Annotated in this window: 15 protein-coding genes; 13 read left to right on the top strand and 2 right to left on the bottom strand. The window is 41.6% G+C overall.

Annotated features, from left to right (window positions below; all coding sequences use genetic code 11):
• Positions 1 to 41: 41 nt before the first annotated feature.
• A complete protein-coding gene (locus H8744_RS17535; RefSeq protein ID WP_262436085.1) occupies positions 42 to 887 on the top strand; it encodes a glycoside hydrolase family 25 protein in 846 nt (281 codons plus the stop codon).
• Positions 888 to 1,016: 129 nt separating this feature from the next.
• Here the strand turns inward: H8744_RS17535 and prmA are convergent, their stop codons facing one another.
• On the bottom strand, positions 1,017 to 1,859 hold the full coding sequence (gene prmA, locus H8744_RS17530) for a 50S ribosomal protein L11 methyltransferase (RefSeq protein ID WP_262436084.1): 843 nt from the start codon (positions 1,857 to 1,859) through the stop codon (positions 1,017 to 1,019).
• Between the two features lie 149 nt (positions 1,860 to 2,008).
• Between prmA and H8744_RS17525 the strand changes: the two genes are divergently transcribed.
• Both H8744_RS17525 and H8744_RS17520 read left to right on the top strand, forming a co-directional pair.
• On the top strand, positions 2,009 to 3,301 hold the full coding sequence (locus H8744_RS17525) for a hypothetical protein (RefSeq protein ID WP_262436083.1): 1,293 nt from the start codon (positions 2,009 to 2,011) through the stop codon (positions 3,299 to 3,301).
• Between the two features lie 32 nt (positions 3,302 to 3,333).
• The gene (locus H8744_RS17520) at positions 3,334 to 4,944 is read left to right on the top strand and encodes an OmpP1/FadL family transporter (protein ID WP_262436082.1); all 1,611 of its coding nucleotides are present in this window, start codon (positions 3,334 to 3,336) and stop codon (positions 4,942 to 4,944) included.
• A 92-nt stretch (positions 4,945 to 5,036) separates the two neighbouring features.
• Here the strand turns inward: H8744_RS17520 and H8744_RS17515 are convergent, their stop codons facing one another.
• A complete protein-coding gene (locus H8744_RS17515; RefSeq protein ID WP_262436081.1) occupies positions 5,037 to 5,504 on the bottom strand; it encodes a nucleoside deaminase in 468 nt (155 codons plus the stop codon).
• Between the two features lie 679 nt (positions 5,505 to 6,183).
• On the opposite strand from H8744_RS17515, the gene H8744_RS17510 reads away from it, so the two are divergent.
• From H8744_RS17510 to H8744_RS17465, 10 genes are all read left to right on the top strand, one after another.
• Positions 6,184 to 8,100: an Omp28-related outer membrane protein gene (locus H8744_RS17510; RefSeq protein WP_262436080.1), complete on the top strand. Its 1,917-nt coding sequence runs from the start codon at positions 6,184 to 6,186 to the stop codon at positions 8,098 to 8,100.
• A 150-nt stretch (positions 8,101 to 8,250) separates the two neighbouring features.
• A complete protein-coding gene (locus H8744_RS17505) occupies positions 8,251 to 11,433 on the top strand; it encodes a choice-of-anchor J domain-containing protein (protein WP_262436079.1) in 3,183 nt (1,060 codons plus the stop codon).
• Between the two features lie 175 nt (positions 11,434 to 11,608).
• On the top strand, positions 11,609 to 13,768 hold the full coding sequence (locus H8744_RS17500; RefSeq protein ID WP_262436078.1) for a fibronectin type III domain-containing protein: 2,160 nt from the start codon (positions 11,609 to 11,611) through the stop codon (positions 13,766 to 13,768).
• 375 nt (positions 13,769 to 14,143) lie between these two features.
• Positions 14,144 to 14,383, top strand: a complete 240-nt coding sequence (locus H8744_RS17495; RefSeq protein ID WP_262436077.1) for a T9SS type A sorting domain-containing protein — start codon at positions 14,144 to 14,146, stop codon at positions 14,381 to 14,383.
• Positions 14,380 to 15,699, top strand: coding sequence for a hypothetical protein (locus H8744_RS17490; protein WP_262436076.1), 1,320 nt, complete (start codon positions 14,380 to 14,382; stop codon positions 15,697 to 15,699). The genes H8744_RS17495 and H8744_RS17490 overlap by 4 nt, the downstream gene beginning before the upstream one ends.
• A gap of 43 nt (positions 15,700 to 15,742) precedes the next feature.
• Positions 15,743 to 18,757 carry a carboxypeptidase regulatory-like domain-containing protein gene (locus tag H8744_RS17485; RefSeq protein WP_262436075.1) on the top strand — a complete coding sequence of 1,005 codons (3,015 nt, stop codon included), beginning with the start codon at positions 15,743 to 15,745 and terminating at the stop codon, positions 18,755 to 18,757.
• A 319-nt stretch (positions 18,758 to 19,076) separates the two neighbouring features.
• Complete coding sequence (lpdA, locus tag H8744_RS17480) at positions 19,077 to 20,426, top strand: dihydrolipoyl dehydrogenase (RefSeq protein ID WP_262436074.1); 1,350 nt, start codon at positions 19,077 to 19,079, stop codon at positions 20,424 to 20,426.
• Complete coding sequence (locus H8744_RS17475; protein WP_262436073.1) at positions 20,426 to 21,184, top strand: lipoate--protein ligase family protein; 759 nt, start codon at positions 20,426 to 20,428, stop codon at positions 21,182 to 21,184. Before lpdA ends, H8744_RS17475 begins: the two co-directional genes overlap by 1 nt.
• A gap of 72 nt (positions 21,185 to 21,256) precedes the next feature.
• Positions 21,257 to 22,165, top strand: a complete 909-nt coding sequence (locus H8744_RS17470) for an Rpn family recombination-promoting nuclease/putative transposase (RefSeq protein ID WP_262436072.1) — start codon at positions 21,257 to 21,259, stop codon at positions 22,163 to 22,165.
• Between the two features lie 234 nt (positions 22,166 to 22,399).
• Positions 22,400 to 24,760 (top strand): sensor histidine kinase, encoded by a 2,361-nt coding sequence (locus H8744_RS17465; protein WP_305067399.1) that lies wholly within the window; start codon positions 22,400 to 22,402, stop codon positions 24,758 to 24,760.
• Position 24,761: the final 1 nt, after the last annotated feature.

Raw genomic sequence — 24,761 nt, 5'->3', positions numbered from 1 at the left:
TTTGCCACTCATCACTTCTTGTTTTCACTTTTACTTGAAATATGATTCCTAAAAAGCCTATACCTCCACGCAAGACAACTGTTGCCCGCCGCACTCCCCGGAAGGCAAAGAAGCCTGTCCATCGCACCATGCCCGTATGGCTGCGGAATGTGCTTGTTATTATTATCGTTTTCGGCTTTTCTACTACATTCTATTATTTCTTCATACGGCCATACGCATATCGTTGGAAACCTTGCTACGGCATGAAGGAGTATGGCATTTGTATGCCCTGTTGCTATGATGTACATGGTATTGATATTTCCCATTACCAAGGCGAGATTGACTGGCCGCAACTATTGCAAAGCCGTTTGACGGATTTCCCCATTGAATTTATTTTCATGAAAGCCACGGAAGGGGGCGACCTTGCTGATGATGCTTTTGTGCAAAACTTTACGGAGGCAGGCAATCATGGGTTCATTCGTGGAGCTTATCACTTCTTTTCTCCAAAAACGGATCCGTTGAAACAGGCTGATTTCTTTATACGAACCGTCAAACTGGCTCCTGGCGACCTTCCTCCTGTACTCGATGTGGAAGTGACCGGAAAGAAAACTACGAAGGAATTGCAACAGAGCATTAAGCGTTGGCTCGACAGAGTAGAGGCACATTATGGTGTAAAGCCTATTCTTTATACTTCCTATAAGTTCAAAACACGCTATCTGAATGATTCTATTTTTGATACTTATCCCTATTGGATCGCCCATTATTATGTGGATTCTGTAAAGTACGAAGGGAAATGGCATTTCTGGCAACATACGGATGTAGGCAGTGTGCCGGGGATCGGAGAGGATGTTGATTTGAACGTTTTTAATGGTTCGTTGGACGAGTTGAAGAAGATGACATTACAATAAAACTTCCTTTTAAAGAAAACAGGGCATTTTCTAAAAAACAGGAGATGGCTATTGTTGCCGTTTTCGATTTGGCAGCCTCATCTGGCAAAAGAAACACTACTCCAAATGAGGCTTTTTCATTCTTTACTATTAAAACACGAATTTCACCGCAGCCCAACGATTCTTTTCATGATGATGAATAAAGGTCAGCCCGTTCCGTTCCGCCTCTTCACGGATCACGGGGATGTCTTCTAGGTAGAAACCACTCATATAAAGTTCTGACCCCGGATGCATGCAGGCTTTGTATTGCCTCATGTCGTTTAATAGTATGTTTCGATTGATATTCGCTATTATTACATCAAACGAACCTTTTCCGGCTAATGCAGACGCATCTCCTTGTTCAACATTGATATTGGATATATTATTCAATTCTATGTTTTCTATTGAGTTGCGTACACACCATTCGTCAATGTCGATAGCCAAACAAGGGCTTGCCCCCCTCATACTGGCAAGAATGGCAAGGATGGAAGTCCCGCACCCCATGTCGAGCAGGGATTTTCCTTTTAAATCGCTGTCCAGCAATTCACCAATGATGAGGCTGGTCGTTTCGTGATGCCCGGTTCCGAAAGCCATCTGTGGATTGATGACAATATCATATTCGGCTGCCGGAACATCTTTGTGGAATGTACTATGGATCACACAACGATCACCGATAACTATCGGTTGAAAGAAATTCTTCTCCCACTCTTCATTCCAATCTTTATCCTCTGCTTCGATGAAGTCATAGGAGATTTTTGTATCAGGTACCGGAAAGTCCATGATAGCACTCTCGATCGTTTTTTCATCGTATAAGGATTGTTGGATATAAGCTTTCAAACCGCTTTCGGACTCAACGAAACTTTCAAATCCAGCTTCACCTAAAACGGCAGCCAACACATCATTAACTGTTTCTGTGCAAGGATCGGTGGTAAACGTGAACTCTAAATACTTCATAAGTGTTATGTTTTTGCTTGCAAAGGTAATTAAAATAGGGAAATCCCTATTATTGTTTGGGGAAAATCTCCCTGGAAGGATGATAACCTTGCCTATCTTTGTAACGTGAATAAAAAGATTAAGAAATGCAATCCATAAACCACAGAGATATGAAAAAGATTATTTTTTTATTATTAATTACCCTGTGTCTCCCGATAGGTTTGATGGCACAAAGTGTGGATGATGACCTCTATTTTGTTCCTTCAAAGGACAAAGAAGAACCGGCACCTGTTAAAAAAGAACCGGTTAAAAGGCAGTCTACTACGAATATTTATGCGACTCCCGGAACTACTGTCATAATTCAGGATCGCAATGGAAATACTCGTGATGTAGATGAATATAATCGCCGTTACGACGCACGTGATAATGACTTTGTAATGGAGAATGACACATTATATATTACTGAAAAAGAAGAGCCGGATTTGGATGGTGAATGGGTAACCGGAGATTTCGATGGCTCCCAAGATGATTATGAGTATGCCGAACGCATTATTCGTTTCCGTAATCCTCGATTTGCCGTAAGTGTTAGTAGCCCGTTCTATTGGGACATCGTTTATGGCAGTAATTCTTGGGATTGGAATGTATATACGGATGGTTTATATGCTTATGCATTTCCAACCTTCAGTAATCCGTTGTGGTGGAATTGGCGTTATAACTCATACGGCTCTATGTGGGGTTGGGGTGGATGGAATAGTCCATATTACGGATGGGGAGGGTATTATCCCGGTTACTGGGGTGGTTGGTACGGTGGCTACTGGGGTGGTCATTGGGGACATCATCATCATCATGGCTGGTATCCAAACTGGGGACATAATGGTTATTGGGCACGGAACAGTTATACTGACCGTCGTTCATTCGGAACTACCGACCGTTATTCTTCAAATTCCCGTCGTTCATATTCCAGTGCGGGACAGACTACTCGCTCAAGTGTAGGTACAAGTTCTTCTCGTCGTAGTTCGTCTTCAGCGGGTCGAGTTGTTGGAACACGTTCTTCTTCCAGTTCTGCACGTTCAAGTGTAAGTACAGGCAGAAGTGGAGCAAGCTCTTCGTCACGTCGTTCTTCTACCTATACACGTCCGAGCAGTACCCGCAGTACCTATGACAGTGGTTCAAGAGCAAGCTCGTCTCGTTCTTCTGTCGGGACTTCATCCAGCAGTAGCAGACGTTCTTCGTCTACATATAATAGAGGAAGTTCAACCCAGTCTTCCAGCCGTTCTTATGGTACACCATCTACCAGCCGTAGTTATACACCTAGTAGTCGCAGCAGTAGCAGCTCACGGTCAAGTGTCGGATCTTACGGTGGTGGTTCCCGTTCAAGTGGCGGTGGCAGCGGTGGCGGTGCCCGTTCAGGTGGCGGCGGTGGTGGCGGTTCCAGCCGTGGTGGTGGAAGCAGCCGAAGATAAGAATGAAATACTAACATAATTAAGTTTCGATTATGAAAAAGTTAATGATAATAGCAGTCGCAACTCTTCTTTCGAGTGTTGCAAATGCACAGACAATATATGATGCTGCCAAATTTACCGGCAAGGACTTGAATGGAACTGCTCGCTTTGTTGGTATGGGTGGTGCTATGGGGGCATTGGGTGGGGATATTTCTACCATAGGTACGAATCCCGCTGGTATCGGAATATATCGCAGCAATGACATTATGACCTCATTCAGTTTTTCTGCTTATGGAATGGAAAGTAGTTATATAGGGCATGAAAAAAGAATGTTTAATTCGAATTTGAACAATACTCATTGGTCCTATGATAATATTGGATTTGTATTGTCGACTAAGATAGGAAACTATACTCCTGTACGGTTTGTAAACTTTGGATTCAACTATCATAAATCAAAGTCGTTCTACAAGAACATGGGAATGGATGCTTTATTGAATGTCGGTCCTAAAAATGAAATTGTTTCTCAAACCTGGCAAATGGCTCAGCAGGCTAATGGAATAAGAAACAGTGAATTTATGGAGGGTAGAGAAGCTTTTAGGGATAATGAAATCGGTTGGTTGTCAATATTGGGATGGCAAGGAAATTTAATAGCGGAAACGGGTGATAAAGATAGTGATGGCGGAAATATCTATAAATCAATTATTAACGAAATACCGTATGCTACCTTCTATTCCGAAGAACGTGGTGGTATCGATCAGTATGATTTTAATGTTGCACTGAATATTAATGATCGTGCTTATTTAGGATTCACCATCGGAGCCTATGATGTAGATTACAGTAAATATTCAAGGTATGATGAAGATTATGAGAATGGTAAAGGTGCAGGCTATTTCTTGCAAAGCTGGAATCGTATCAGTGGCTCGGGATTTGACTTTAAAATCGGGGCTATTCTACGTCCTTTCGAATCTTCTCCTTTCAGAATTGGGATGGCAGTTCATACACCGACTTTTTATAAGTTGACTTTGACGACAAGTGCCTTTTTAGGATCGGATTTATATTATGACGGAGCTGAAGTGACCAAGCCGGTAGATATTGATACTCAACAGGCTGTTGGTGACATGGATCGTTCTTATCGCCTACGTACTCCATGGACTTATAATTTGAGCTTAGGCTATACTGTGGGCAGCAGCTTGGCAGTGGGTGCTGAATATGAATATGAAGATTATTCGACTATGTATTTCAGTTATCCTAAAAATGGTGGAATGTATCCTAAAGGTAGTGGGATGAGCTATGAAAATGACCAGACCAGTATGTTAAAAGGTGTACATACCGTACGTGTGGGTGCGGAATATAAGGTAATTCCCCAATTTGCATTCCGTTTAGGATATAATTATAGTTCAGCTGCTATTGAGAAGCTTGCTTATAAGGACTTACCAGTTAATTCTATCAATACTGATACGGATTATGCAAATACGAAAGCATTGAATAATTATACACTGGGAATCGGTTATAGAGGGAGTCTGATTTATGCTGATCTGGCTTATCAGTACAGCACTTATAAAGAAGATTTTTATGCATTTACTGATCCGGACGATTTTTTGAACAAGACTAAGGTAACAAATACGCGTAGCCAAGTATTATTAACGGTGGGTATGCGTTTCTAAATCAGAGTTTTCAATAGTAATAAATATAACTTTTGTGTGTGAGAGTGATCCCCGGAGAAATACAATGCAGTACTCCGGGGATACTTTTTTTATTAGTATGCTATCTTATCTTCCTTTTCCATCCATTCTTTGAATGCTTTTATTGCTTCATCGTGGAGCAACACTTCGGAAGGTAGTTTCCGTTCTTCAGGTTTCAACTCCAACTCATCATAGATGAAAGAGTCATCAAAACCAATGTTTTTGGCATCTGTTTTATTATTACCGTAATACATTTTATCAAGTCGTGCCCAGTAAATGGCTCCAAGACACATGGGGCAAGGTTCACATGAGGTATATATTTCATAGCCACTCAGATTGAAAGTTCCCAATTTGGAAGCGGCCGCACGGATAGCGCTGACTTCAGCATGGGCAGTTGGGTCACAGGAAGCTGTTACCCGGTTTACTCCGGTGGCAATAATCTCTCCGTTTTTCGCAATAACAGCACCAAAAGGGCCACCACCATTGGCTACATTTTCTCTTGAAAGCTCAATTGCTTTCCGCATTAGTTCTTCCTTAGTCATTTCACTTTAAATATTTGGTTCTCGGACAAAGATAAAGAGAATATTTGAATGGTTGTGAAAATGGGAAAAGATAATTGTGTACAAGGATGTTGTGGGGAGTGCCGATAGTAGACATAGTTAACTTAATCCATAATTATATGTGAAATAGGTTAAGAACCTTATTATAAAATGTGTCAGATAATAGTAAAAGACTATTTGGAAAAAGTAATATCTCGGGTTTGAAATAATATCTCAATCCTTTTTAATTTTAGTCTCTTTTATCTTAATGTCCACTTTTAATTTTGTTATAATGTGTTAATATGTTGATGTGCAATATATTAATTCTTTCTTTCTTTTCCTTTTTGTACAATTCTTTGTCTTAAAATAACATTAGTTTTGCCTCCAGACATTCCTCAAATATAAATCTGATAAAATCAAATGCTTATGAAAACAAATTTATTACTCGCATCTTGTGTAGTGTTTATTTTATCTTTTTTGAATCAGACATATGCACGATTTAGAATAAAAACAAAGGAAAAAAAATTATCAGTAATGGCTTAGCAAGATCATAAATCAATGAAAATAATTTTGATAGGCTTGTTTATGCTTTTGTGTCGATAAAGTAGAAGTTCGCACTAAATGTAGAGTATAATTGGTCTCTTTTTTAATCTCTTATATGTATTTTAAATCCCTTAAATGTATGAAAGGAAAATTACTTTGTATTGCACTCTTGAGCTGTATGTCTTGGAGTTTGAACGCTTTCGCTATACGTAGCAACGGTAGTGAGAAAGAAGGTCAGAATGGCGCTGCGTTTGTGGGTTATTGTGAAGGTACACAAGATGAGTTGGAGTATTATGCCCCCACTCCCGATCAATTGGCTGATAGTATTTCATATGCTATTGCGCTTTCGCCTGAACTACTAAAAGAAAATGGGAACCTCATTCATGCGATTCGTGTTGCTCTTCCAGAGTTTCCGATAAACAAAGGAAAAATATGGATTACCAATACGTTGGGAAAAGCCCCGTTACTGGTACAAGAATTGCAGGAAACGATTCCCGGCTGGAATTATATTTCATTGGATCATCCTTTTGATTGTGAAAATATAGATAAAAAGATATTTGTAGGTGTCACTTTTTGGGGAACAGACAGACGCTTTTGTTTGGAAGACACGGATGAAAGAAATTTAAATGCAGATTGGGCCTGTTTGAAAGGTGGATGGGTACATCTGTTTTTAGGTAGTTACTATGGAAGTAACTGTGCTGTTGGCGTACAGGCAATGATGAGTGGGGGAGATTATTCAAAAAAAACTCCTCAATACGATTTAGCCATTGAAAAAGTAAATTTACCAGCTTATGCTTCTATTTCAGAAAAAGTAACTTGTAGCGTTCTGGTTCGTAACTTAGGAGTACAGCCTGTCACTGATTTTAAAATTGAATGCGACTTGGACGGTGATAAGCAAGAGCTTGAAATATCTGATATATTCCTTCCGGCTGGTGATGCATACAATTATGCTTACGAGACAACTTTCTCAAAAGAAGGAGAAAAAGAATATACCTGGAAAGTGGTTAGCATGAACGGAGGAGTTGCAGATGAAGTGGCAAACAACAACAGGGAATCTGGAAGTACGGATATCTATGAGAAATGTTTTGCACGAACTCCATTGTTAGAAAGATTCACAGGTCAAGGTTCTATATATGCTTGCATATGTGATTATCGTGTTATGTTAGCTGCGGAAAACTTTGGAAGGAGAATAGCACAAGTGTCTTATTATCCGTTTGATGCCTCTTTCTCAGGGGCTACTTTAGGAGTCGATGCACATAATATAGTGGCAAATGCTTTCGATGTATCGGAAGTTTTATATGTATTATTGGATAGAACAAATCTTTTTGGTGAGTCACCTTATTCTCCTGCTTTTGATCCTGTTAATGTCATTTCGCAAGAAATGATTCAGGACAGACTGGACACGCCTGCTTTTGTCGATATTGATTTGAAGGAAAGTACGTTTGATGAAAAAACTCGTAAATTGTCTGTTAAAATTGATGGAGTGGTAGCTAAAGAAATTCCAAACTTAAAAATAAACCTATTTATAACGCAAGATAGTATTATTGCACCACAAAGTATCTCCGGAAGTGATTATTGTCACAATGATGTAATGAGAGCTGCTTTGACAAAAAATGTGATGGGAGACGAACTGACAGTTTCCGCTGATGGAACTTATCATGTGGAATATACATATGTAGTCCCTGAGATGATCGGGTTTACGAATACCGATCTTTCACATATGAATGTTGTAGCTTTCGTAAGTAGCTATGAGGATCATATTTTCAATACAATGGAAGTATGCAATGTCAGATCTGTGCCTTTGAAGGATTTGCCAAGCTCTCTAGCCTCTATATCAGAAATTCAAATACCAATTAATGTCAGCTGCTATGTAGAAGGTAAAAGAGTTTACATTAATGGAGATTATGAATATGCAGAAATTTACACTCCTTATGGAACACTTATCGCTACAGTAAGTCCGAATAAAAATAATATTGAATTCTCTGAAGGAGGCGTTTATCTCGTAAAAGTTTTGGCCGGTAACGGACAAAAAACTTTTAAACTATTGCTTAAATAATTGACTAATGAGTCCGCTTAAGAAGTTTTCTTGCAAAAATAGGCATCCTTATAGAACATTTTATGTGGAAGTAATTCTGGAAAAAGTAAACATCTTCAAGTGGACTCTAAGTATACCTTAATATTTTATTTACCTTTAAAATTAATTATTATGAAGAAATGGGTACTATCTACAGTCGTAATTTGGCTCATGTCTTTTGTCTATGGAGTGGCTCAAACACAACAAAGTGTAATGCCTCGTGACAAACAGAATGTAATGAATTTGAAAAGAATGGATACGGCCACTAAAAAGGAATATCCAAAATTTATCAATTTGGGGAAGGATTTTATTTTGAAATCCATACAGAAAAATATTACTAATATTCCAGATGATCAAGCTGAAGTATTTGCTTTCACGGTATTTAATCTGAATTATCGTACGAGAGGAGTGGTGAATTTTGTTACCAATGACATTTCCAGTATGCGCATGTTGAAAGATTATGGAGGTTCTGATGGGGATTATGCTATGTGCGCAGGAACAATGGTCGGAGATGAATATTGGGGATATCTTTACAGGATATATGGTGGTGGAAGCATGTATGTATCTGTAGGTTTAGGTAAACTTGATCTTGAAACCGGACTGTTTGAACTTATGTTTAATTACAATGAGTTAGGTTTTGAAACTTTATTGGCAGATATGACTTATGATCCTTATACAGATAAAATCTATGCAATTGGTCGGGTCTCGGATGAAGATTTAAGTTCTTCTATCATATACGAAATTGATATTAAAGAAGATGGCACTGGATTTCCTGAATACAAAGGGCTGGTTGATAAATATCTATTCACGTTATCCGCTGACAACGGGTATTTATATGGGATTGCAAATCAAGACAATTTAGATCCCGAAAATACGACAGCTTGCTTATATAAGATGGATATAAGTAAAATAGATGCTGGTAAAGAAGAAATTGAATACGAGAAGATCGGTTCCGGTTTTGGGAAAGCAATTAGCTATTCCCAAACGATGGAATTTGATCATACTACGCATAAACTTTGGTGGGCAGGAGAAGGGTTTTACTCAGGAGAATGGTTTGGTGAAGTAGATATTAATACAGGTAGATTGATTAATGAACAATCTATTCCAGGGCAAGCTCAGCTTGTGGCGATGGCTATACCTTATCAGAAAGTAGCAGATAATGCCCCATCTTTCGCTCGAAATTTGAAAGTTATTTCAGGAGAGCAGGGAATTCAAACGGCTAATTTGACATGGAGTAATCCTACAAAAAATTATCAACTGCAACCTCTCAGTGAATTACAGGGAGTAAAAATCTATCGTGATGGAGAGTTAAAAGCTACCTTGACTAATGGGGAAACTTCATGGGAAGAAAAAAATATTCCTTCGGGCATTCATACCTATAGAGTACAAACTTACAATCAAGCCGGAGACGGACTATATAAAGAAAGAACTCTGTTTATTGGTCGTGATATTCCCGGGAGAGTAAAAGATTTATCATTGACTGCAGAAGGTTGCAAAGGTACTTTAACTTGGAAAGCACCTACGGTAGGAAAGAATGGTGGTTGGTTTGATGCTGCTACCATAACGTACACAATCGTTCGTATGCCCGATAACAAAACTATGAAAACTGGTCTGAAGGAAACGACATTTGAGGATACGGTAGATAAACTGGAAGGTTATTATTACATTGTAACTGCATCCAATCCTGAAGGTGATGGCGAGCAAGCTGTTTCTAACATAGTATCTTACGGCCCGGCTTTAGACGTTCCGTTTGTATCTTCGTTGTCTACAGTAGAAGATTTTAATCGCTGGCAGAATGTCGATGCCAATCACGATGGCAATAAATGGACTTATTCAAGCCAAACTGCATTATATGAGTATAATGGAAATGCTGCAAACGATTATTTGGCAACTCCTCCATTAAATATGAAAAAAAATACAGAATACAGGATAGATTACGAATATCAGACTGGTGGAGATAAAAATTATTTTGAAAAGTTTGAAGTGGTATGGGGAAAAAGTGCAACTCCCGAATCTATGACAAATCAAATATCATTGTATGAGAATTTGTTTAATCCTATGATGACACGTGGAAGATCTGTTATGACTGTCCCTGATGATGACTCGTATGTAGTGGCTTTCCACTGTATTTCTGATCCGGAACAATGGATGCTTAAGCTAAAAAATATTTCAATCCGTGAATACAGCAATATCGATTTGAGTGTAATAGAATTAACAGGCAATGAACTTGTTAATCAGAATAAACCATTCATTTATAAAATGCGGGTAGTAAACGAGGGTAAAGCTAAACAGGAGAATTTCAAATTGCAATTAATCGATTCAGACACTAACGGGGTACTTGCAGAAGCTCAGGGAACCGCTATCGAACCGGGTGATACTATACAAATGGAAGTCACCTGGATTCCTTTGGAAAAAGGGACTTTCAATGTGCAAGGAGTGATAGATTTAAACGGTGATACTTTCCCGTTAGATAATGTCAGTAGCCAAAAAATTGCAGTGACTGTACAAGACGAAAACGCAGATATGTGGACTTCCATAGGTAAAAAGGGTGAACAGGGGTTCGCAAGTCCATTCTATGTACTTTACAAATATAGTCAAACTCAGACTATCTATTATAAAGATGAACTGAACATAAAAGATAAAAGTAAGTTAGTAGGTATTGGATATTCATATGTGGGTTCAAGTGAATGCGAGAATATGGTTGACATTCCCGTACAGATTTACATTCAAAATACAGATGCGGATGCATTGGAAAACGGATTTTTACCGGATGCCGGATTTACTCTGGTATATGAAGGAACAATCGATGTAAATGGTGAAGAGAATGAGCAATTTGATATAGATTGCATGTTCGACCAAGCATTTGAGTATACAGGCAAAAACATATGTGTCAAAGCTGTACGACCTTTGCAGCCTTTAGCAGAAGGTAATCCTTACTGGGAGATTTTCGAAGATCCTGATCATCCTTTGCGCGCACGTAATTATAGAAGAGACCAAGCATACGAAGAAGGAGTCACAGACCCTGGAAAAGTAGGAGTATGTGATGTTATACCTTACACCAGACTGGCTTATAGAGATGGTGAAACAGGGATACAACATCAGACATCGTTTAAACTTCATGCTATACAACAAGGTGACAAAGTATCTTTAAGTAACCTTTGTGACGAAGTGAAGTTGCTGAATGTTGCAGGTGTGGAGTACTACCATGGAAACAATGTAACGGAAATACCTGTTTCTGGGTTACAAAACGGTATATACCTGATCAGTGCCCGTTATGGTGATACACATGCTGTAATCAAATTAGTCATCAAATAAAGGCTGTGTACCGAAATGAGGGAAACGTTCATTGTTGAATATGTCAAAAGAATGTTTCCTCTTGAATAAACAATTCAATTAATAATAAGAGCCTGTTTAGATTTTCTTCATAAATTTCTTCATAAAGGTTTAATCAGGCTCTTATCATCTGCCACTATTTTAAGACCGTAATATCATGAATAAAAGAAATACAATTTTGATTCTATTTGCGGGCATGGCAATCAGTGCGTTTGCACAACAACCATTCTCTTTTTCCTTCTCGAAGTGTGATTCACAAATCGGAATCGTTTCTAATCGATCGAATGACAACAACCGGGCCATGAAGAAGGGTTGTTCAATTTTTGATCTTGAAGACAAGTTACCCCAATGTCAGATCCGTGTACTCCCGGAAGAGAATCCGGCAAAAGTACCGGGTGACTATGGAACGGAAGTGGTAATCATGAACGAGGATTTCTCCAAGTTCTCCACCGGGACTTTGGAATCTCCCGATTATTCGACCAACATTCGTCTGGCTCAACCGGAATATCCCTGGACAAGCCTGGATCCTGCCTATACGACCCTTGCGGGATGGGGAGCCGAGAACGTATATCCGGCAGGCGGCACGGCCTATTTCGATGCGACGGAGAGTACCGGGTATGCCCATATCAATACTCCTAGAGTCGATGTCTCTGGATATGGCGGGATCGTATTCCTGCAATTCAAGGCGCGCACCTTGTCCGGAACTTGTCACGACCTGCACGTGGAAGCGGCAGAGACCTACGACATGTCGCCCACATGGGATTTTCTCGGTGGTACTGTCTGTCCCGATGTCACCGACCAATGGCAAACATACGAGGTCATGTTCTATGGTGGTGGCAAGACTACCATCTTCAACATCTACGAACAACTTTCCAGAGAGGATGAGGAGTTCTCCCAACCGGTATACCTCGATGACATCAAAGTATTCCAGATCGACCAACATGTGGCAACACCGGTCACATTGCCCCATAGTAATTATAAAGGAACCAGCTTCGATGCCAACTGGAAGGCGGTGGAAGGTGCCGAGGCCTACCTGCTCGATGTCTATTCTTATGATGAAGCGACAAAAGATATCAGTTACATATTGGAGAACCAACGGGTGGAAAAGACTTCCCATACGGTGACCGACGTGGAATCGGGCGCTACCTATTACTATGCCGTGCGTTCCGTCAAAGGCGAACATGTATCCATCCCGACAAATGCCGTGGAGGTTTTTGACCTTGAAGCTCCTGTCTTGAAGCCGGTAAGTGGAATCGTGGATGGTACTTACACTGCAAACTGGGACGAAGTGCCCACAGCGGACGTGTACAACTATTGGGCGTATTGTGAACGAATAGCTGCAAGCGACGGTGAATTCGTGATAACCGACGAGGACTTCACCGGCGTGAAAGATCCTGAAGGAAACGAGACCGGCTGGACACTGGAAGACCCTCCTTATGAATGTTACGAAAACATGTCTTTTACCGACTTGAAACAGGGAGGCTGGACGGGGCTTAACACCGCTCCTTACACCAACTACGTCTGCGTTGACGGTTGGCACTATTACGTGGGTGGGCATGACGCTGGTCTGCTCTCTCCTGAACTTGATTTATCGAAAGATGGCGGTAAAATAAAACTGAGTGTAAAACTTTACGGGGAATATGTCATGGAAAAGGATTATGACGGTGTCCCTTATGAACTCCAGACGGAAGCAGCGGTCGCCCTGTTCAATTATGATGAGGAGGCGGGTGATTTTGTCCAGGCGGAGCTTGTCTACCCCGAAGGGATCAAAGACGAATGGGCCACGTTCAACGTGTCCCTCGCCAAGGGGACATCCCGTTCCGTCATCGGCATATATGCAGTAAAGGCTCCCGGCAACCTGTATATAGACGATCTGAAAATCACTCAGAATTACAGGCGGGGCGAATCATTGCTCGACCCCTTCACCTTCAAGCGTTATTGCGACACCAACCAACTTGAAGTCAGGCTTCCCGGCAGGACGGCCCACTGTGACATTTTCCACAAGGTGAGCGCCGTAAAAAGCAAGGGCAATGCCGACGGTACGGCATTGCGTAAGGAAAGCGCATTCTCCACGTTGGAAAAAGTGGGTACGGCCACCTCTGTCATTCCACATATGCAGGAAAATATTGAGGTGAAGGTAACGGATGGCAAACTGAATGTGCTGAACCCTTCCGCCTCTCCTATTGAGGTTTATAGTGTAGGCGGGTCGTTGATCTGTTCGGATGATTCCGGTAATGGAGGAATCTGTGTTGACCTTCCGGCCCGTGGGGCATATATTGTGAAGGTCGGCGCTAAAATGACGAAAGTTGTTTATTAAATGTCTTGTGGACGACTCGTATGTTAATTACTTATGCCTTGGCGCCATCCAAGGCATAAGCAAAGGGTCTGTCTTTCCACAAATATGGCAGTATCTACTTATTATCAACTTAAATTCTCACTTATGAATAAGAAACGATTTCTCACGGCACTGACGTGCATCATTGCGGGGGGCTGCATGCTCCACGCACAGGACTTGCTTGTCCTGTACCCGTCCAATAGCGGGGATGCACCTTGGGAGACGTCCCTTTCCGAGATCGGAAAGGTGACTTTTTCCGATACCGGGCTTGCCTTTGTCGGTCGGCAGGGGCAGACGCTTTGCACCCAGGCATACCGGGACGTCAACCGGATAGAACTTTCCTTAACCGGTGTCGGCATGGCGGACCACAAAGCCGTTCCCGACCTGTTTGTATATCCCAACCCGGTCGTGGACTACCTCAATATGGCCGGATGGGATGCCGAGGAAAAGGCGGACATAGCCATCTACTCGATTACCGGACAGCCCTTCCACGCCCAAAAGGAATGGCGCGGGGCTCCTATCCCGGTATCTTCCTTGCCGCAAGGCCTCTATATTCTTAAGGTCAACGACCGGTCATTTAAATTCAGAAAATTATGAGAAAAATATTAAGCCTCTGCGCGGCTGCATTGTTCTGCCTTTCAAGCTACTCCCAAGAAAATGCCAACCGCATGATTGTCCACGAGTCCTCCAAAAATATAAAGGGATTTCTGACGGAAAGAATAGACAGCATTACCTTTGCCCGGGTGGAAGGCCGTGTAGCCGCTGACGTGAAGATACTGGACGTCACTTTGGACGTGGTAAAAGTGGAGATTCTACGTACTCCCGAATGTCAGGGGTTCAAGCTCGCCTGTCTGCCTTTGAACAGGGCCAACCTGCTTGCCGATGATGCCATTATGGCTTCGTACATAGATGACAGTAGCCAGGACGTTTATTATCAGGATTTCACGGTAGGTGAACTGACCGGCATGGATTTGGAGAACAATTCTGAATATTCACTCATGACAGTCGGCATGGATCAATATGGAATCCCGTGCGGCATATCCAGAGCAGTCTTTAAGACTCCCCAAAAACCGTTGGTGGGAAATCCGAAAGTCGCTACCACCATTGACGATGTCAAACAACGGGAATTCACCGCATCGTTCGTGCCCAACGGGGATGTGGGAGGTTATGCGGCCGTGGCGGGAGAAAAAGGAACCATGCTGCAACAGTTCGAGCAATTTGGGGCCATGATGGGTTTCCATAATTTTGGGGATATGATCAAGGGATGGGGTACCAATCAAACGGAACGTTCCTCTTTCACGTGGCATGAGATGGAGCCCAACACGGAGTATGAAATCTTTGTGCAGGCTTGGGACTCGGAAGGCACGTATGCCGACGTGGATACCCTCCTGCTGAAAACGGCCATGAAGGGAGGGGCAGGTGCCGCCACGGTGGATGTCAAGCTCGGGGAATACAAGATGACGGATTGGGACGGTGAAATGAAACCCAGCCAATTTATCTCTTTCACTCCCAACGACCAGTCCAGCTGTTACCGGATAGGCGTCTACCTGGCGGCTGTTTATGACGAAAATTCAAATGAGATACAAAATGAACTCCGGACGGATCCACCGATGCCAACGACCAACTGGTTCCAATACGAGGCTATGGAGACCGATTTCCAGATCAATCCTAATACTGAATGTGTAGCAATCGCTGCAGCCAAGAACGGGGAAGGCACATGGGGGGAATGCACGGTCTTAAGATTTACCACCCCGACCGAAATATCCGGGGCATCACCTGTCAAAGCCATTGAACCCATGAAAGGGAAAACGATCAAGCAACGTTCCGGCCATAAGTCCCAATGGAATATTGGAACAGGAAAGATCCCCCAATTTTTCAATTTCCAGACAGGAATCAAGCTTCTGGAAAAATAAGTATCCATTCCGTTTTAGTTTAATGACATAAAAACAATTTATCATGAAAAGTAATATCAGAAAAAGAGCATTGTTTTTGTTGCTTTGCCTGAGTCTGTTTACTACGGCAAGCGTAACCAGGGCAAATGCGGTATCGTTTTACGCAGCGACACTGCATGGAGTGAACGGGCATGCCCCCAGCTTTGTGTTCAGCGATGGAACCTTCGCGGAAACCACTTTTATTGGGAATATTGATAGCGCGGAACCAATGGCAGTCATGCCTTGCGGTGCCAATTGCAACGGGACTTATTACGGACTACTGGCCAAGGAAGGAGTGCCGTATAAATTGGTTACGGTCGATTGGCCGGCCGGTCAGACCACTGACGTGGTATCTCTCTCAAGTGATTATCCCGCATTTTTTGATATGGCATATAGCTATGCTACGGAAAAACTGTATGCCGCATTGAATGGCGAAGAAGGTACGACTGCCATTTATGAGATCGATAAAACGGATGGGACCTATGCCAAAGTGGCCGATCTTGGAGTGAAAGCACGTGCCATTGATTTCAGTTTTGACGGTACGCTCTATGTACTGAACACGGTTCCGTACAATTCCGATTATGGGGAAGTAAACGCGCTCGTTCTTACATCCTACGATTCCAGCTTTACCTTAAAGGAGGCCAAACAGGTGTTCAGCGAGTGGGACCCGTATGTAGGCATCTATGATAACGGCACGTACAATACCATCAGTATGGAGTTTGATCATGCCAAGAAAATACTTTATTATACGCAGACCGACTCGCGCCAGCAGTATGCTTATGCCATCGATGTGAAGGAAGGCAACAGACTTTCAGAATCAGTAATGCTGGGTTCCGATCCTTCAAATACCCAAAACTTTGATGCTGTCAGTCTCTACATACCATTCATAGCTCCCGATGGAGGAGCGAACTCGGCTACTGAGGTGACCGACCTGAAAGCGGTAGCTGATCCTGCCGGTGCGCAGAAAGTCACTTTGACATGGACCAATCCGACTGTAAACTTCATTGGCGAGGCTCTGACCGGGTTGTACAGTATCCGCGTGTACCGTGAAAGTATCGGTGATGAAAATCTTCTTACGGAAATCAAGGAGGGGGTTGCCGTCGGGGGTGAAATGACATGGACGGATGAAAGTTCCCTGGAAGGAAACAACACCTATGTGGTAGTACCCTGTCGCATTGCCGGTGAAAAAGGCCTTTCAGCCAAGGTCTCGGTATTCACGGGTTTCGACGTTCCGGGTCCGGTGGAGGGTATCGTACTCAACTTGGTTCCGGAAGGAATAAAAATAACATGGCAAAAGCCTGCCACTACTAAAAATGGCGGGGTGCTTGATGAAAGTACATTGAGATACACACTGGTACGTATGCCGGATGAACTGACCGTGGCAACCGACATTGCAGAAAACGAGTTCATCGATTCCAGTCCCCTTCCTTCCTGGCAGAAATATTCCTACGAGATTACTCCCAGGACTGCCGCGGGAGAGGGCGAACCGTCCACCGGATGGGCCGACATTTATGCCGGGCCTCCTTTCACGGCCCCTTTCGAAACGACTTTCGACGACTATGATGCAAACCAGCAATGGGCAAGCTTCAACGAGAACAATGATAATTTTAACGGGTACTTTGATTCCTACTCCGGAAAATTCAGTATTTCAGCCGTATATTATGACGAGGATGCCATCAAGACCCTGAATACATGGATCATATCCCCGACCATCAACCTTACTTCCGGTAGATATAAGGTCACGGTGGAATCGTACATTGACAAAGCGGATTTTGCCAACAGTTTTGACATTGTTTATGGAACGGGACAAACCGTGGAACAGCAGACGAAACAAATAGGCAGTTTCAGCTATGTTTCCACTATCGATGCACAAGTGGATTCCGCTATGGCGGTTGTTGACATACCTGCCGATGGTGAATACAATTTCTCCGTCCATATGACGGCTGACAAGATACTTGATGATTATGACAAATGCGGCCTGGGCATCGGATATTTCAAGATCGAACCTGTCGGAGATGATCCACAGCGGGGAGAGGAAGTAATAGTAGGCGACAAAACGCAAGCCAGCATATGGAATGTGCTGAGCCCCGTGGATGCTTACACTTCAAGCCGGAATCAGATGATATACACCAGGAAGATGCTGGGATTACGCAAAGGGGACATCGTGAAGAAGATTTCCTATCTGGGTTACAACATGAACGAGGCTCCCGTTACGGGGACTCTGAAGGGATGGATCGGCAGCGCGGGACAAAACGGGTTTGAAAACAGCAACATATCTCCGATAGCTCTTGACCAGTTAAAACCATTCTTTGACGGAGGTTATTCCATGCCTGTCGTTGGAGAGAAGAACGAAGAGGGCTATGTCACGGCAGAGTTATGCGGCAAGGTTTTTGAATTCCCACTGGCTGAACCGTATGTGTACGATGGAAAAAACATCGTTCTGGCCTACGAGTCGGCCGTACCGAGTACAGATTCCGATTTCGGGTTCTTGTCTGTCATGGAGGATATCGATGCCACTATTTTGCAGGGCATCACACTGCGCTCCTGGGCACCGGACTATGCCGCAACCGGCTGGAATCCAATCCTTGTGCTTGAGGTCGAACGGGCTCCGGTAGAAAAATATAACGTGACGGGTACCGTCATCAGCACCAAAGACGAAAGAATTGAAGGTGCCGTGGTGACAGTCTCCTACGGTAGCGAGACATTTGAAGCGGAAACAGATGCCACCGGTAGATTCACCATGGAAGTGACCGGTGTACAGGATGTATACGATGTAACGATTGTCAAGGAAGGATATACCACATCAACGGATACTTTCTCTTATATCGGAGAAGATGTCGATCTTGGGGATGTTAAACTTACATCATGCAGCGGCATTGACAACGTCGTCTATGATGCCGATGGCAATGGTGAAATCAAAGTTTACAATTTGTCAGGACGGTTGATCAAAGATGTTAAGATTTCTGAAGCTGACGAGCTTGATCTTCATCTGGAAAGAGGAGTCTATATCATTAATGGGGTGAAAAAGATTGTGGAATAAAAAACAATAAGATAGAACTTGAAAATGTCTTGGAAGAACTTTATTTGAAAACTAGAGTCCATAATTCATTTTGAGGATGTATCGTAGAGAAGTGAATTCTAAAAGTTGATCAAGAAAACTTTTTGAGTTCACTTCTCTTTGTATGATTGCCTGCTTGTTGAGCATGATTATTTCTTTGATCATAGAAAAATACCTGTTTGATTATATATGTTTTTAAGTTGTCTATTTTTTGACAAAGACAATCATTAAGATCATTTCAGCAACCAAGTTATTCTTTTATTTGTTGTTATAACATATTTCACTAAAAAACTATCTAAGTATGAAATTTGATATAGCAATCATCGGCGGAGGTCCCGCCGGATATACCGCTGCAGAACGTGCAGGGTCAAACGGGTTGAGAACCATATTGTTCGAGAAGAAAGCAATCGGTGGAGTTTGTCTGAACGAAGGATGTATTCCCACTAAAACTTTATTATACTCGGCAAAAACACTAGATAATATTAAGGGGGCATCCAAATATGGAATTTCAGTGACCAGTGAACCCATGTTTGATATGGAGAAGATTATCAACCGTAAAAACAAGACAGTTAAGATGCTGACGGGCGGTGTGAAGATGACAGTAAATTCTTACGGTGTGACTGTTGTGGAAAAGGAGGCTGTCATTGTTGGAGAAAAGAATGGACTTATACAGGTGGCTTGTGATGGTGATACGTATGAGGTTACTTATCTGATGGTTTGTACCGGGTCGGATACGGTGATTCCTCCTATAAAGGGGCTGCCGGATACTGATTATTGGACTTCAAAAGAGGCATTGGAATCAGTTGCTCTTCCAAAATCGCTTGCCGTTATTGGTGGTGGTGTGATAGGAATGGAATTTGCTTCTTTTTTCAATAGTATGGGAGTGCAAGTGCATGTTATTGAGATGATGCCTGAGATTTTGGGTGCAATGGATAAAGAAACCAGTGCGATGCTCCGTTCGGAGTATGCCAAACGTGGAGTTAAATTTTATCTGAATACGAAGGTCACTGAAGTTAGCAACAAAGGAGTAACAGTCGAAAAAGACGGGAAATCCTCTGTCATCGAAGCTGATAAAATTCTGGTGAGTGTTGGAAGAAAAGCGAATTTGGGGCAAGTTGGTTTGGATAAATTGAATATTGAATTGTTGCGCAATGGTGTGAAAGTGGACGAACATATGCAAACTTCACATCCACGGGTATATGCGTGTGGTGATATTACCGGATATTCAATGCTTGCACATACAGCAATACGTGAGAGTGAAGTTGCTATCAACCATATTCTGGGTGTTGATGATCGTATGGATTATAACTATATTCCTGGTGTGGTTTATACCAATCCTGAATTGGCTGGAGTTGGAAAGACGGAAGAAGAATTAGCAGCTGCCGGTATTTCCTATCATGTACAAAAACTACCTATGGCTTATTCGGGACGGTTCGTTGCTGAAAATGAACATGGAAGCGGGCTTTGCAAATTGATTTTAAATGAGTATGATTGTGTTATCGGCTGTCACTTATTGGGAAATCCATCTTCGGAACTGATTGTTATAGCAGGTATAGCCATTGAACACGGTTATACTGTGGAGGAGTTTAAGAAAAGCGTATTTCCTCATCCTACAGTAGGGGAAATATTCCATGAAACTCTCTTTGCGTAATGTTTTGTATTGACAATCGTTGTACGGATATTTATTTTAATCTGGCAGCAGAAGAGTATTTGCTGAAACAGAAAGGGGATAATTTCTTTATGCTTTGGCAATCCGTTCCTTCGGTGGTTGTCGGCAAACATCAGAGTGTAGAGGCGGAGGTGAATATGGAGTATGTTAAGCAACATCATATTCATCTGGCTCGCCGTTTTTCGGGAGGAGGAGCTGTGTATCATGATTCCGGTAATGTAAACCTTACATTTATAGGTACAGATGCACAACCCAATTTTGAAAATTACCTGCAACAAACGGTGGATTGTCTGACGGCTGTAGGGCTAACAACTTATACAGACCAACGTTTGGGTATTTATATAGGTAATGAGAAAATATCGGGGAGTGCCCAGTTTATACATAAGAATCGTATCTTGTATCATTGCACCCTACTGTTTGATACGGATCTTTTGGCATTAGAAATTGCACTCCAAGGAAAAGGAGGTATAGATAATATGCTTTCTAACAGGCGTAAAGTACGTGCCGTACCTTCTGTTCGGAGTGCGGTCACTAACATTTCCCGATATATGGATGCTGAGCAGGATATCAGAAGGTTTGCCCGGCTTGTATTCCGCTATTTTTTGGATGACGAAGAGGGGGCAAACCGGATCTATCATTTTAGTCGTGAAGATGTGGAAGCTATAGAACACTTGAAATGTCAGAAATATTCTTGTCCGGAGTGGATTATGCATGCACAACTTTCAAACAAAATGAAATGAATTGTTTCCTTTAATTGGAGAATACCGGGATAATTCTTAACTTTGTCATTGTAAATCAGTAATGAAGCAGTTATGGAGAATAAAGACCAATATATTCGTTTCGATTGGGCAGTTAAGCGCCTGTTAAGGGATAAAGCCAATTTTGGAGTACTCGAAGGATTTCTTACCGTACTCATTGGAGAACAAATCCGTATTGTAGAAATATTGGAGAGTGAAGGTAACCAGCTTTCTGCTGAAGACAAGTTCAACCGGGTTGACATTAGAGCTAAGAACAGTAAGGGTGAAATTGTCATCATTGAGGTGCAGAACACACGCGAATTGTATTATTTGGAACGTATTCTCTATGGTGTAGCGAAAGCGATCACCGAGCATATTAGTTTGGGCTGTAGCTATCAGGAAGTGAAAAAAATATATTCCATCAGCATACTGTACTTTGATATCGGCAGAGGAGATGATTACCTCTATCATGGACAGAACCATTTTATAGGTGTACATACTCATGATCGGTTAGTGATTAATACGAAACAACAAGATGCTCTTGTTCCCAAACTTCCTGCTGAAATATTTCCGGATTATTTTCTTATTCGAGTCAATGAATTCAATAAGGTAGCTACTACTCCTCTTGAAGAGTGGATACAGTATCTTAAAACAGGTATTATTAAACCTGATGCTACGGCTCCAGGCTTGGAAGAAGCGCGTGAGAAATTGAAATATTACAATATGGACGCTGCCGAAAAGCATGCATATGATGAGCATATCAATGCGATCATGATTCAGAATGATGTATTGGATTCTGCGAAATTGGAAGGTAGACTTGAAGGCCGGCTTGAAGGCCGACTTGAAGGAAGAGAAGAGGGAAAAGAAGAAGGTGAAAGACAAAAGCAACTGGAAATTGCTCAAAAAATGAAGATGGATGGTCTGCCGATCGATACGATAGTAAAATATACGGGACTTACTCTTGAAGATATCAGTCAGTTATAACACTTGATTATCTTATTGTAATCATAATTATGAAGGTGTATCAGCGTGAAGTTGATGCACCTTTTTTGAAATGCCATCTACTCAATATTTCCATTATATACATCCACAAATTATCAAAAACGAATATTATCCTACATTTAAAACAAGTATCTGACCTACAACTGGAAATAATTTAAATTAAACTGTTCTGTTTTGCTGAATTTATGCTATTTTTGCTTGATGTTAATAATGAACATGGGGAAAGGTTGCTTTAAGTGTAAATATGCTTTAATTTTTATTATCTTACTATTTGCTTTTATTAGTGGATTAAATTATAAGCAGTTGAATGTCACTAATAATTTGGCAGTTAAACGCATCTCCATTGTCTACTCCATTTCTAAAAACGAAAAAGGTAACGGAAACTTTGAGGAACTGTTGTATCAGGAATTTAGGAAACTGGGAATTGAAGTTGAATTTGACCGGTTCTATCTTGATTGTAATCGTCTTAATGCAGCAGAAGAAATAGAACATATCAGAAAATACCTTGAGTTGCTTAACAATAAATCTGTGGATATTATTCTGACGGTAGGTGACCAAGCGACCTATTCTTTATTATCTACTCGTCACAAATTATTATCCTCCCTTCCTTTGATAGCTTGTAATGTAAATTTCCCGGATGAAAAGTTAATAGGAGAATATGATTTGATGAAAGTTTATGTTTTGCGTGATACTCCCGATTTGAAGCGTAATATGGATTTTATCCAAACGTTGTACCCACATACCAATTTGGAGATTATATATAACATAGACATGACCATTTTGGGACATAAGTCCTTTGATTTGCTCACCCGAGTGGCCGATAGACGGAATGTAAGAATCTTGGGTTATCAGAAAGCATTTATGCAAGAACTTGAATATGAGAGGTTAAAGGAAATGATTGAATATTTCAATTTGATGCCCGGTTTGTCAAACAATGGTTTGAAAAAGGATGAATTTACTATTTGTCTTTGTCCTTTCCGGTATGTAAAGGGTGCTTCATTGTTGGTTATGCTGGAAAGATCGAGGCGTGAACAAGAAAATCAAGTATTCTTATTGGATAAATTCGATATGATGTCGATTCCGATAGCGAATGCTTTGAACATTCCGTCTTTTAGTTGTATTCGTGAAGGATTTGGGGAGAAAGCAAAGATTGTTGGTGGTTACATGGCAACAAATGAGATTTCTGCAAAAGCTGTTGCCGGTCTTGCTTTACGTCTGTTGAATAATGAGAAAGTAGGTATGCCTAAGATAAGAGATTTGGAGAAAGAATATGTATTGGACTGGAGCTATTTTTCTGAGTATGGAGAAGATATCAACAATGTGCCGAAGAATGTCCGAATCATTAACTATCCGTATATTGACCAATACCGAGGGTACTTTTATCTGTTAGGAGCATTGTTCGTTGTCACTTTCATATTTGTTTTGACCAGTTTGTTACGCACGCATCGTCGTTCTTTGATAGAACGTAAAAACCTTCAGATGCTCGAAGATGCTCATAAGAAGTTGAGTCTTTCTATGGATGGGGGACAGATTTCGCTTTGGAATATTCAAGATGATATTATTGAGTTTGACGATAATTATACCCATCTGGTAGGCTTGAAACAAAAGAGGTTTACGAAAGAAGAAATTCTGAAGCTTGCACATCCGGAGGATATGCCGTTGTTGCGTTCGTTTTATGAAACGCTGCATCAGGTGTCAGGCATGAAAATACAGCGTGTACGTTTCTCATTCAATGGGAAACCGGAAGAGTTCCAATGGTTTGAACTTCGGTGCAACAGTCTGAAAGATGCTGAAGGAAAGATAATGTTGGCAGGAATCATGCAGAACATTCAGGAACAGGTGGAACGTGAACAGCAACTGATCCTGGCAAAACAGATAGCCGAGAAAGCAGAATTGAAACAATCTTTCCTCAATAACATGAGTCATGAGATCCGAACACCACTCAATGCGATCGTAGGGTTCACTAATTTATTATTGGGAGAAGGTGCAGAAGAGATCGATCCTGAAGAAAGGGCAAGCATGGTCGAGCTTGTCAATCACAACAACGAACTACTCTTGAAACTTGTCAATGATGTGCTGGAAATTTCTCGTCTGGATTCTGACAATATGTCCTTTGCAATAGAGGAATGTGACTTGACAGAGATAATCAAGGAGATTTATATGACCTACCAGAGATTGATTCAACCTGCCTTGAATTTTCATTTGGAAATGGATGAGGCTACCCCTATCTTCGTTAGTATCGACCGTTTCCGTTTCATGCAGGTCATTTCTAATTTCTTGAATAATGCCAATAAATTTACCAAGGATGGGGAGATTGTACTGGGATGCCAGGTAGACAAAGAACAACAAGAAGTTTGTGTCTATGTAAAAGATACCGGCAAGGGAATTGATGAAAAAGAACTTATGATGATTTTTGACCGTTTTTATAAGACCGATGAATTTGAGCAAGGCAGCGGTTTGGGGCTTTCTATTTGTAAAGTGATTATCGAACGGTTGGCAGGACGTATCGAGGTTCAGTCCGAACTAGGGAAAGGGAGTCGTTTTGCGGTTATTTTATCTTTGGCAAATGTGATTTGAT

The sequence above is a fragment of the Jilunia laotingensis genome (genome assembly GCF_014385165.1).
GTDB classification, from domain to species: Bacteria; Bacteroidota; Bacteroidia; order Bacteroidales; family Bacteroidaceae; genus Bacteroides; species Bacteroides laotingensis.
The sequence above is the reverse complement of the archived record's forward strand: the minus strand, read 5'-3'. Positions and strand labels throughout refer to the sequence as shown.